The 12,049-nt window shown below is 60.3% G+C and carries 10 protein-coding genes; 1 reads left to right on the top strand and 9 read right to left on the bottom strand.

The genetic code is table 11. The features are described from left to right. Positions 1-206: 206 nt before the first annotated feature. The gene (locus AB4N84_RS16015; protein ID WP_074755416.1) at positions 207-671 is read left to right on the top strand and encodes a DUF721 domain-containing protein; all 465 of its coding nucleotides are present in this window, start codon (positions 207-209) and stop codon (positions 669-671) included. Between the two features lie 918 nt (positions 672-1,589). Here the strand turns inward: AB4N84_RS16015 and lpxC are convergent. The 9 genes from lpxC to murD form a co-directional block, all read right to left on the bottom strand. Beyond that, the gene (lpxC, locus tag AB4N84_RS16010) at positions 1,590-2,501 is read right to left on the bottom strand and encodes a UDP-3-O-acyl-N-acetylglucosamine deacetylase (protein ID WP_062384183.1); all 912 of its coding nucleotides are present in this window, start codon (positions 2,499-2,501) and stop codon (positions 1,590-1,592) included. Positions 2,502-2,613: 112 nt separating this feature from the next. Continuing rightward, a complete protein-coding gene (gene ftsZ, locus AB4N84_RS16005; RefSeq protein ID WP_074753941.1) occupies positions 2,614-3,804 on the bottom strand; it encodes a cell division protein FtsZ in 1,191 nt (396 codons plus the stop codon). A 63-nt stretch (positions 3,805-3,867) separates the two neighbouring features. After that, complete coding sequence (gene ftsA, locus AB4N84_RS16000) at positions 3,868-5,127, bottom strand: cell division protein FtsA (RefSeq protein ID WP_074753939.1); 1,260 nt, start codon at positions 5,125-5,127, stop codon at positions 3,868-3,870. Positions 5,128-5,142: 15 nt separating this feature from the next. Further along, complete coding sequence (locus AB4N84_RS15995; RefSeq protein ID WP_460042187.1) at positions 5,143-6,012, bottom strand: cell division protein FtsQ/DivIB; 870 nt, start codon at positions 6,010-6,012, stop codon at positions 5,143-5,145. A 3-nt stretch (positions 6,013-6,015) separates the two neighbouring features. Continuing rightward, the gene (locus tag AB4N84_RS15990; protein ID WP_074753935.1) at positions 6,016-6,975 is read right to left on the bottom strand and encodes a D-alanine--D-alanine ligase; all 960 of its coding nucleotides are present in this window, start codon (positions 6,973-6,975) and stop codon (positions 6,016-6,018) included. After that, positions 6,972-8,432, bottom strand: coding sequence for a UDP-N-acetylmuramate--L-alanine ligase (murC, locus tag AB4N84_RS15985; protein WP_074753933.1), 1,461 nt, complete (start codon positions 8,430-8,432; stop codon positions 6,972-6,974). The genes AB4N84_RS15990 and murC overlap by 4 nt, the downstream gene beginning before the upstream one ends. Further along, positions 8,425-9,498 carry an undecaprenyldiphospho-muramoylpentapeptide beta-N-acetylglucosaminyltransferase gene (gene murG / locus AB4N84_RS15980; RefSeq protein WP_460042186.1) on the bottom strand — a complete coding sequence of 358 codons (1,074 nt, stop codon included), beginning with the start codon at positions 9,496-9,498 and terminating at the stop codon, positions 8,425-8,427. The genes murC and murG overlap by 8 nt, the downstream gene beginning before the upstream one ends. Then, complete coding sequence (ftsW, locus tag AB4N84_RS15975) at positions 9,485-10,702, bottom strand: putative lipid II flippase FtsW (RefSeq protein ID WP_074753929.1); 1,218 nt, start codon at positions 10,700-10,702, stop codon at positions 9,485-9,487. Before ftsW ends, murG begins: the two co-directional genes overlap by 14 nt. Further along, on the bottom strand, positions 10,699-12,045 hold the full coding sequence (gene murD, locus AB4N84_RS15970; RefSeq protein ID WP_460042185.1) for a UDP-N-acetylmuramoyl-L-alanine--D-glutamate ligase: 1,347 nt from the start codon (positions 12,043-12,045) through the stop codon (positions 10,699-10,701). Before murD ends, ftsW begins: the two co-directional genes overlap by 4 nt. Positions 12,046-12,049 lie beyond the last annotated feature (4 nt).

The raw sequence follows: 12,049 nt of genomic DNA, 5'->3' as shown, positions 1-12,049 counted from the left end.
TGGCGTTATTCCACGATGCTGGCACAGCAATGTTACGGGGCAGAAGTACAATAGGGGCATTTCTTGGGACTTCAACCCGTAACAGGGAGAAGTTTTATTAATGTTTTTTCATGAATCGGCAATTGGCACAGGTGATGTATCAACGCTTGCCGGGCCAATGAGTGCTTTCTGATACTATCTTGCGCTTGTAAGAAAAGGTATCTCACGTGGCATTTCGTCCTTTACCGGCTCGCTCACCGGCTGTTCTTTTGCGCGAAGCCAGGCCGCTTAAAGCCATTTTCAATCATGCCCAGCGATTGGCGCATTTACAGCGTCTGCTGGAAAGCCAGTTGCAACCTGCGGCACGCGAGCACTGTCATGTGGCGTCGTGGCGTGAAGGTACGCTCTTGTTGATTGTCACCGACGGGCACTGGGCGACGCGTCTGCGTTATCAGCAGAAGCGGTTGCAGCGGCAGTTGGTGGCGTTCAAGGAGTTCGCGAATCTCACGCGACTGCAACTGAAGGTACAGCCTGCGACGGTGCACCGGGGTGCCGTTGGTCATTCAAGGGATTTGTCGACCGCCGCGGCGGAGTCGATCAGTTCGACGGCTGAGGGGATCAGTGATCCTAAATTGCGTGCGGCGCTGGAGCGGTTGGCGGCGCATGGGAAGCCTCGCGTATCTGATGCGTGAATAAAGTTCTATAGGTCTTCTGGTTTTGCGCTCCCGCCCCATTTCTGGATCGACGCTGATATCTTGGTTCTGCCTAAGGGCAGAACTGTTTCGCCTCCGGCGAGTTACTTGAAAACCGGAATGCCGGACCATCCCCAAGTAACCAAGGGTCTGAACTCCTGGTTTGGCCCTCCTGCGTCGGGTACCCGCACTCCGACGACACTCCGTGGGCCCGCGCCCAAGTCGCGTTTAGTGGTGTCTGGACTGTCGCGTACGAGGCAACGCTGGCTGGAGCTAACGCTCCTCGCATTCTTGGTACGTGCATCTGTCTCCCGCACCCCACTCTCTTGTAGGAGCGCGCTTGCCCGCGATCTGCCGGGAACCGGCAGCAAAACCGGTGCATGCGGTGTGTCAGGTACAACCGAGTTGCCTGGTTTTGCTACCGCTGCGCGGCAGATCGTCCGAGTGCGGCCCAGAGCAAGCGCGCTCCTACGCCTTCGGCAGAATCAACAGCGGAGCAGCGAACTGCTCCTGCTCTCGCTTTTGATCTTCATACCGAGAAGGCTCAGACGACACAAAACGCGACTTGGGTGTAGGCCAAACGCAGGCGACGCGGAGTGGGCCGAGCGGCATGGATGCCGCGAGAGCGCTGCCAGAACATGGATGTCCGTTCAGCGCGGGCCCACGGAGCGTCGTCGGAGTGCGAGTACCCGACGAAGTCGGGCCAAACCGGGAGCCTGAACCCTTGGCTGCCTCTTGAAACAAAGAGAGGGGTTATGAAGTAACTCGCCGAAGGCGAAACAGGTCTGGCGTTAGCCAGATCCCCTCTGAGAGTCATCGCCGGAAATAGATAATGCACACCCGCCAGCGCCGCCAGAAAACCATAAAAAAGGCCACCCGAAGGTGGCCTTAAATATGAAACCAGAAGAAGAGACGTTTTTACACCGCCGCTACCGGGCGCATGTAGGAGATCGGTGCGGTACTGGCATCTTCGAAGGTCACGACTTCATAAGCATCGCTCTGTGCAATCAAAGCACGCAGCAGACGATTGTTCAGACCGTGTCCCGACTTGAAGCCCTGGTACTCGCCGATCAGGCTATTGCCCAACAGATACAGGTCACCGATGGCATCCAGGATCTTGTGCTTGACGAATTCGTCCTCATAACGCAGGCCGTCTTCGTTCAGCACACCGTCCTTGTCCACGACGATTGCGTTTTCGACGCTGCCGCCCAGAGCAAGATTGTGCTTGCGCAGATACTCGATGTCTTTCATGAAACCGAAAGTACGCGCACGGCTCACTTCTTTTACGAAGGAGGTGCTGGAAAAGTCGACACATGCAGTTTGCGTGCGATTCTTCAGGTACGGGTGGTCGAAATCTATTTCGAAGCCCACCTTGAAACCTTCGAACGGCACGAACTTCGCAAATTTGCCATCTTCTTCAACGCAGACTTCTTTCAGAATCCGGATGAATTTCTTCGGTGCGTCCTGTTCTTCCAGGCCAGCCGATTGAATCAGGAATACGAAGGGACCTGCGCTGCCGTCCATGATTGGAACTTCGGAGGCAGAGAGTTCAACGTAGGCGTTATCGATGCCAAGGCCAGCCATGGCCGACAGCAAGTGTTCAACCGTATCGACCTTCACATCGCCATTGAACAGCGTTGTGGAAAGCGTGGTGTCGCCAACATTCAACGCGTGCGCGTTGATCTGGACGACCGGCTCGAGGTCGGTACGGAAAAACACAATGCCAGCGTTCACAGGTGCAGGTTTGAGGGTCAGGTAAACCTTTTCCCCCGAGTGCAGGCCGATACCTGTGGCACGGATAATATTCTTCAGGGTGCGTTGTTTAATCATGGCATTGGCCGCTTCAGCGCATATCGCGAATTAGTATCAACAAAGGCTGGCGATGATAGCAGACCTCGCCTTTGCTGAACACCAATCACCCTTATACCCCTGATAGAACTCATCAATCAGCCTGACGACGCAGGAAAGCTGGAATGTCCAGGTAATCCAGATCGTCTTGCGGATTCATTTTCGCCGCGGCTGTAGCGCCTGCGTGAGCCTGATTGCGCATCACGGTTGGGCGGTCCAGGTCGCGGTAGTTCACCGAAGGCTGTTCCTGACGGACGGCCTGCTGCTGCACAGGTGCGGCTTGAGCGGTCTGCAGGGTGTTGTCGATGACCTTCACAGGCTTCTCGATTTTTGCGCCCAGGCCAGTTGCAACCACGGTCACGTGCAGCTCGTCGCGCATGTCCGGATCGATAACGGTACCGACCTTGACCATGGCGTGCTCGGAGGCGAACGCTTCGATGATGCTACCCACGTCCGAGTACTCACCCAGAGACAGGTCAGGACCGGCAGTGATGTTGACCAGAATGCCGCGAGCACCTTGCAGGTTCACGTCTTCGAGCAGCGGGTTGCGAATCGCCGCTTCAGTGGCTTCACGCGCACGGTTAGGACCGCTCGCAGCACCGGTACCCATCATCGCCATGCCCATTTCGGACATCACGGTACGCACGTCGGCGAAGTCGACGTTGATCATGCCTGGACGCTTGATGATGTCGGAGATACCGCGAACGGCACCGGCCAGTACATCGTCAGCCTTGGCGAACGCCGACAGCAGGCTGGCGTCTTTGCCCAGGATGGTCAGCAGCTTCTCGTTAGGGATGGTGATCAACGAGTCGACGCTTTCGGACAGCGCGCGGATGCCTTCATCGGCAATCTGCATGCGCTTGCGACCTTCGAACGGGAACGGACGGGTGACCACCGCAACGGTCAGAATGCCCATTTCCTTGGCCACTTCGGCGATGATCGGCGCAGCACCGGTACCGGTACCGCCACCCATGCCGGTGGTGATGAAGACCATGTTGGTGCCCTGCAGAACTTCCGCAATGCGCTCACGATCTTCCAGCGCAGCCTGACGGCCGACTTCCGGGTTGGCACCCGCGCCCAGGCCCTTGGTCACGCCTGTGCCCAATTGCAGGATGGTACGCGCACCGATGTTTTTCAGTGCTTGAGCATCGGTGTTGGCGCAGATGAACTCGACGCCTTCGATGTTGCTCTTGACCATGTGATTGACTGCGTTGCCGCCGCCACCACCAACGCCGATAACTTTAATTACCGGGCTTTGTGGGATGTTGTCTACGAGCTCGAACATGTTCCCTCTCCTTCAGTTCTCTAGTTTTATGTCGCCTGTTGCCTGCCTACCACTTTTTGAATCTTAGAAATTCCCCTGAACCCAGCGTTTGAGACGCTCAAACACCGGCGCTTTAGGTTCATCGCTATAACTGCTACCGGAGCCGGAAAGGCCGGACAGCGAGATGCCGTCAGACTGCTTTTGCAGTCCGTACAGCAACAGGCCGACGCCGGTGGAGTAGATCGGGTTGCGAACGACGTCCGCGAGCCCTTTGACACTGTGCGGAACGCCCAGGCGGACCGGCATGTGGAAGATCTCTTCCGCCAGTTCCACCGCGCCTTCCATTTTCGACGTACCACCGGTCAGCACGATGCCGGCCGGGATCAGGTCTTCGTAGCCGCTGCGACGCAGTTCGGCCTGGATCAGGGTGAACAGCTCGTCGTAACGAGGTTCAACCACTTCAGCCAGTGCCTGACGCGACAGCTCGCGAGGTGGACGGTCGCCCACGCTAGGTACTTTGATGGTTTCACCGGCACCGGCCAGCTTGGCCAGGGCGCAGGCGTAACGGATCTTGATTTCTTCGGCGTACTGAGTCGGTGTGCGCAACGCCATGGCGATGTCGTTGGTCACCTGATCGCCCGCAATCGGGATCACGGCCGTGTGGCGGATCGCGCCCTCGGTGAAGATCGCGATGTCGGTGGTGCCGCCGCCAATGTCCACCAGGCACACGCCCAGTTCTTTTTCGTCGTCGGTCAGGACCGAATACGCCGACGCCAGCTGCTCAAGAATGATGTCGTCGACTTCCAGACCGCAGCGACGCACACATTTCTCGATGTTCTGCGCCGCATTCACCGCACAGGTCACGACGTGAACCTTGGCCTCCAGGCGAACACCCGACATGCCCAGAGGCTCGCGAACGCCTTCCTGGTTATCGATGACGTAATCCTGCGGCAGAGTGTGCAGCACGCGCTGGTCAGCCGGAATCGCCACGGCCTGAGCAGCGTCGAGTACACGCTCGAGGTCAGCGGAGCTCACTTCGCGGTCACGGATCGCCACGATGCCGTGGGAGTTGAGGCTGCGAATGTGATTGCCGGCGACACCGACGAACGCCGAGTGAATGCGGCAGCCGGCCATCAGCTGCGCTTCTTCGACGGCGCGCTGAATCGACTGCACGGTGGACTCGATGTTCACCACCACGCCCTTCTTCAGGCCGCGTGAAGGGTGGGTGCCGATACCGACGATTTCCAGCGTGCCATCAGCCGCGACTTCGCCTACCAGCGCCACCACCTTGGAGGTGCCGATATCCAATCCGACGATCATTTTGCCGCTTTGCACGTTTGCCATGGGTCCTGCCTCTTATCAATTCTTCGCGACGGCGGGTTTGTCCGTCGTTGGCGCTGGCGCCTGCTCACGCCAACCGACGGCAAGGCCGTTGTTGTAACGCAGGTCGACTCGCGCAATGTTCGTGATCTGTTCTTTAAGCGTTTTTTCGTAGATGGCGATAAAGCGGCGCATCTTCTCAACCAGATTGCCTCGTCCCAGCAACAGCTCCAGGCCTGGGCCCGCACTGCCTGCGCCGGTGGTCAGAAACCAGCTGCCTCGCTCACGCAATTCCAGGCGAGCGATGGAGAACCCAAGCGGGCGCAACATCTGACTCAGAACCTGGTACTGCTGCATCACCTGCTGTTGAGCCCGTTGAGGCCCGAACAACTGCGGAAGGTGTTCGTAGTTGGCCAGTTCACGCGGCGTGAATGCCTGACCCTGGTTGTTCAGCAGCGCCTGATCACCCCAGCGCGCAACCGGTAACTGTTCTTCCAGACGGATCACCACCTGATCCGGCCAGACACGGCGGACCTCGGCGTGGGCGATCCATGGCATCTGCTCAAGTTCGGTGCGCATGCCGGCCAGGTCGACGTTGAAGAAGCTGGTCGCCACGTACGGAGCAATGCGCTGCTGAACGGCCTGCTGGCTGATGTAGCTCAGGTCGCCCTGAACGTTGATCCGCGAGATCGGACGGTCGGCATATGGCAGCAGACGCTGGGCAGCTTCGTACGTGCCGAATCCCAGCACGACCAGCAATACCGGCCACATCAGGCTGCGCAGGAAACCGAAACTCGGCTTGGGCATGCGCGACGACAGTGGCTCGCGCGCCACCATCCGGCTCGCACCGCGAGGCACTGGCTTGCGGCCCGGAGTTGATTGCTGATGACGTAGCGTCGCGCCGTGCATGATTTACCCTCGCACCTGGACACTGTCGGCCAGAATCGCCAACACCAACTGTTTAAAATCGAGCCCGGCGGCTTTCGCGGCCATGGGCACCAGACTGTGGTCGGTCATGCCGGGCACGGTGTTGACTTCCAGCAGCCAGAACTTGCCCTCGGCATCCTGCATCACGTCCGTGCGCGCCCAACCGGCAATACCGACGGCTTCGCACGCGCGAGCCGTCAGCGCCTTGAGTTCCTGCTCTTTGGTTGCATCGAGGCCGCACGGGATCCGGTACTGGGTATCGGATGCCAGGTACTTGGCGTCGTAATCGTAAAAACTGTGGGGAGTCCCCAGACCGATGGGCGGCAATACCTGCCCGCGCAGAGAAGCGACGGTGAACTCGGGACCTTGAATCCATTGTTCGACCAACACTTGCGAATCGTAGGTACTGGCGGCGCTCCACGCGGCGATCAATTCATCGACGCTGGTCACCTTCGCCATACCGATACTGGAACCTTCATGTGCGGGTTTGACGATCAAAGGAAAGCCCAGTTCCGTCGCTGCCGAAATACAATCCGATTCACTGCCAAGCACCGCGTGACGCGGGGTTGGCAGACCCAGGCTCTGCCAGACCTGCTTGGTGCGCAGTTTGTCCATTGCCAGTGCCGAAGCCAGCACGCCGCTGCCGGTGTACGGGATTTCCAGGCATTCCAGCAGACCCTGCATGGTGCCGTCTTCGCCGCCACGGCCATGCAGCACGATGAACGCGCGATCCATTTTTTCGCTGACCAGCCGCTGCAGAAAATCGTCACCCACGTCGATACCAAATGCATCGACGCCCGCGCTCAACAGTGCCTCAAGCACCGCATGGCCGGATTTCAGGGAAACCTCCCGCTCCGCACTCTTGCCACCGAAGAGCACGGCCACGCGACCGAAGCTTTTCGGCTCCAGGGTCGAGAGCAGGGAGATTTGCGCGGCGGCTGTCATTTCAGCTTACCTTCGGTTGAGGCCACGATTGCGCCCGTGAACAATGGGCTCTTGAGCAGTTGTGGTGCGAGACCGCCGATATCACCCGCGCCCTGACACAACAGAATGTCGCCGGCACGCAGCAGCGGCTTGACCAACGGAGCGAGCTCCACGCCACGTTCGATGTAAATCGGGTCGAGCTGTCCACGCTGACGAATGCTGTGCGCCAACTGACGGCTGTCGGCACCCGGAATCGGCTCCTCGCCCGCCGGATAGACTTCCATCAACAGCAGAACGTTGGCGTCGTTGAGCACCTGCACGAAATCGTCGTACAGGTCGCGGGTACGGCTGTAGCGGTGTGGCTGATAGACCATGACCAGACGACGGTCCGGCCAGCCGCCACGCACGGCGTTGATCACCGCGGCGACCTCACGCGGGTGGTGACCGTAGTCGTCGACCAGCATGACGTTGCCGCCTTCGACAGGCAGCTCGCCGTACACCTGGAAGCGACGACCCACACCCTGAAAGCCCGACAGGCCCTGCACGATGGCCTCATCAGTAATGCCTTCGTCCGTCGCGATGGCGATCGTGGCCAGCGAGTTGAGCACGTTGTGATTGCCCGGCATGTTCACCGACACGTCCAGCGGCTCATGCTCGCGGCGCAGCACGGTGAAATGCGTGCGCATGCCTTCCTGACGCACGTTGATGGCGCGCACGTCCGCGTCTTCGTTGAAGCCATAGGTCATGACCGGACGCTTGACCGACGGCAGAATGTCACGCACCACCGGATCGTCGGTGCACACCACTGCCAGACCGTAGAACGGCAGGTTGTGCAGGAACTCGACGAAGGTTTTCTTCAGTTTGTTGAAGTCGCCTTCGTAGGTCGCCATGTGATCGGCGTCGATGTTGGTGACGACGGCGACCATTGGCTGCAGGTGCAGGAAACTGGCGTCGCTCTCGTCCGCTTCAGCGATCAGGTAACGGCTGGTGCCGAGCTGAGCGTTGGTGCCGGCGGCGTTCAAACGACCGCCGATCACGAACGTCGGGTCCAGGCCACCGGCCGCGAACACCGAAGCGATCAGGCTGGTGGTGGTGGTCTTGCCGTGCGTGCCGGCGACTGCAATACCGTGGCGATAGCGCATCAACTCGGCGAGCATCTCGGCACGGGGCACCACCGGAATCCGACGCTCCAGAGCAGTCGCGACTTCCGGGTTGGAGGTGTTCACAGCGCTGGACACCACAAGCACATCGGCAGCCGAAGCGTTTTCCGCGCGGTGGCCGATGAAAATCTGAGCGCCAAACGACTCGAGACGCTCGGTCACAGGCGATGCCTTGAGGTCGGAACCGGACACGTCATAGCCCAGGTTCAACAACACTTCGGCAATGCCGCACATGCCCACGCCCCCGATGCCGACGAAGTGGATACGACGGATCCGGCGCATTTCCGGTTGTGGCATGGCGCGTTGATTCTCAACCATGGACCACCTCCAGGCAGACATCGACGACAGTGTTGGTGGCGTCCGGCTTGGCCAGTTGGCGAGCCGTGGCGGCCATGCGTTTCAATTGTTCGGGTTGCATCAAAACCTCTTTCAGGCGAGCCGCCATTTCGGCAGCGCCAGTTGTCGCTTGCGGCATCACGAAGGCAGCGCCTTCACGAGCCAGATATTCGGCATTGCGCGACTGGTGATCGTCGATCGCGTGGGGCAACGGCACCAGCAACGACGGCAAGCCAGCAGCGGCCAGTTCACTGATGGTCAGCGCGCCTGCGCGGCACACCACCAGATCCGCCCAGCCATAGGCTTGAGCCATGTCCTTGATGAACGGGGCGACTTGCGCCTCGACACCGGCCGCGCGATACCGCTCGGTGGTGATTTCATCGTGATGCTTGCCGGCCTGATGGAACACCTCAGGACGCATGTCCACAGGCACTTGCGCCAGCGCTTCTGGCAGCAACTTGTTCAGCGGCTCTGCGCCAAGGCTTCCGCCCAGCACCAGCAAACGCGGTTTGCGGCCGATCAGGGCCTGACGCGGTGTTTCGAAAAACAGCTCGGCACGGACTGGATTACCGGTGGTGCGGCGCTTCGCCGACGCAGCGAACGTCTGCGGAAACGCCTCGCACACGCGGCTGGCGAACGATGCCAGGCTGCGGTTGGCTGTACCGGCGACGGCGTTCTGCTCATGAATGATCAACGGCACACCCGCCATTTTCGCGGCCAGACCACCAGGGCCGGTGACATAGCCGCCAAAGCCGACCACACACACCGGCTTGAGCTCACGCATCACGCTGCGCGCCTGAAACAGCGACTTGAGCAACATGAACGGTGCCTTGAGCAGGGACAGACGCCCCTTGCCACGCAGGCCGGTGGCGTTGATCAGGTGCAGCTTCAGGCCGGCCGCAGGAACCAGTTCGTTCTCGATACCGCGCGGCGTACCGAGCCAGTGCACGGTGTAACCACGCGCCTGGAATTCCCGCGCGCAGGCCAGCGCCGGGAACACGTGCCCGCCGGTGCCGCCTGCCATGATCAGCACATTACCGACGGCCATGGGTGGGCTCCTCGGCAAAATCGCTCTCATTGAATTCGGCTTCTTCGCTGCCCATGTTGTTGCGCGATTCCCATTCGATGCGCAGCAACAGACCCAGACTGGCGCAACAGATAATCAGCGAGCTGCCGCCATAACTGAGGAACGGCAGGGTCAAGCCTTTGGTCGGCAGCAGACCGACGTTTACGCCGATGTTGATCAAGAATTGACCGATCCACAGGAACGCCAGGCCATAGGCGGTGTACGCGGCGAAAAACTGCTTGGCGCGCTCGGCCCACATGCCGATGTACATCGCACGGATACTCACGAACACGAACAGCGCGACGGTGGCCAGGGAGCCGACCACGCCCAGCTCTTCGGCCAGCACCGAGAACACGAAGTCGGTATGCGCCTCAGGCAGGTAGAACTGTTTCTGCACGCTGTTGCCCAGGCCGACGCCGAACCATTCGCCGCGACCGAAGGCGATCAGGGCCTGAGTCAACTGATAGCCCGAACCGAACTGGTCGGACCACGGGTCGGTAAAGGTGATCAGACGCGCCATCCGGTAAGGCTGCGCCTGAACCAGCACGAACACGGCGGCCACGGCGAGCGCCACCATCAGAGCAAAGCGGAACAGACCGACGCCGCCGAGGAACAGCATCGCAGCGGCGGCGCCCATCATCACGACGGTGGCACCGAAGTCAGGTTCCATCAGCAACAGGCCGGCCATGGGCAACAGCACGATGAACGGCTTGAAGAAGCCCATCCAGCTCTCGCGCACTTCCTGCTGACGACGAATCAGATAGCCTGCCAGGAAAATCACCACGAAGACCTTGGCAATCTCCGAGGGTTGTACGTTGAACATGCCGAAGCCGATCCAGCGCATCGAACCGTTCACCTCACGCCCGATGCCGGGCACGATCACCATGATCAACAGGCCGAAGGCGCCGATGAGCATCAACCAGCCCAGGCGTTGCCAAGTGGCGACAGGCACCATCATGGTCGCCACGCACGCAATCAGCCCCAACACCAGATAGATGAGGTGGCGGGTCATCATGTACAGCGCGTTGCCAGACTGCACCGCAGCCACTTCCGACGACGCGGACGTGATCATCACAAGGCCCAGGCCGAGCAATGCAAGACAGCCGGCAAGCATCGGGAAATCGACGTCTACACCACGACCGCTGATGATCGGCGACGGATAAGGCTTGATCACGCCAAAAATCATGACAAGTCCCCCACGGCCTGAGCGAACAGGCGTCCGCGCTCTTCGAAATTCTTGAACATATCCAGGCTTGCGCAGGCTGGGGACAGCAACACGGCGTCCCCTTCCTGAGCTGATTCGGCAGCACGTTGCACAGCTTCTTCCAATGTTTTGACGCGTATCAATGGCACCGAATCGCCGAAGGTTTCAGCGAGCAGTTCAGCGTCGCGCCCCAAGAGGACAACGGCGCGGCAATGGGTGGCGACCGGCGTTTTGAGCGCAGAAAAATCGGCGCCCTTGCCATCACCACCGGCGATCAGCACCAGCTTGCCGCTGATGTCCGTACCCAAGCCCTCGATGGCCGCCAGCGCGGCACCGACGTTGGTCGCCTTGGAATCGTCGTAATAACTGACGCCGTTGAGCTCACGCACCCACTGACAGCGGTGCACCAGGCCTGCGAACGTGCGCAGGCTGGACAGCATCGCGTCGAGCGGCAGACCGACGGCATGGCCGAGGGCCAACGCAGCCAGGGCGTTGGCCTGGTTGTGGGCACCACGGATTTTCAATTCACGGACCGGCATCAGGTGTTCGAACTGGAAGGCCAGGTACTTCTCGCCGTTCTCTTCTCGCAGACCGAAGCCGTTGATGTCAGGTGTGTTCAGACCAAAGGTCCAGCAGGGCACGCCCTCACCGATCAATGGTCGCGACAGGGCATCCTGACGATTGACCACGACCTGACGCGCACCCCGGAAGATCCGGTGCTTGGCCAGGTGATAAGCCGGCAGCCCGCTGTAACGGTCCATGTGGTCTTCGCTGACGTTGAGCACGGTGGCGACTTCAGCGCCGAGCTGATCGGTGGTCTCCAGCTGGAAACTCGAGAGTTCCATCACGTACAGCTCAACGTCGTCACTGAGCAGGTCCAGCGCGGGCGTCCCAAGATTGCCGCCGACAGCCACACGCTTACCGGCAGCTAAGGCCATCTCGCCCACCAGCGTGGTCACGGTGCTTTTTGCGTTGGAGCCGCTGATGGCGACGATGGGCGCCTTCGCGTTACGCGCGAACAGCTCAATGTCGCCCGACAGCTTCACACCACGGGCGGCAGCCTGCTGCAAGGCCGGTGTCGCCAGCGCCAGACCGGGGCTCACGTACAGCTCGTCGGCGCGGCAGAGAAACTCGACGTCCAGCTCGCCACAACGCACTTCCACCTGCGGGTAGTCACGACGCAGGGTCGCGAGTTCAGGTGGATTCTCACGGGTGTCCGCCACCGCAAACGCCACGCCCCGGTTCGCCAGGAAGCGAACCAGGGACATGCCGCTCTTGCCGAGACCGACAACGATGCGGAAGTGAGAAGAAGCGATCAGCGACACTCTG

The organism is Pseudomonas sp. S2_H01, from assembly GCF_054668305.1.
Note: the sequence above shows the minus strand (reverse complement) of the source record. Positions and strands in the feature narration are given on the sequence as shown.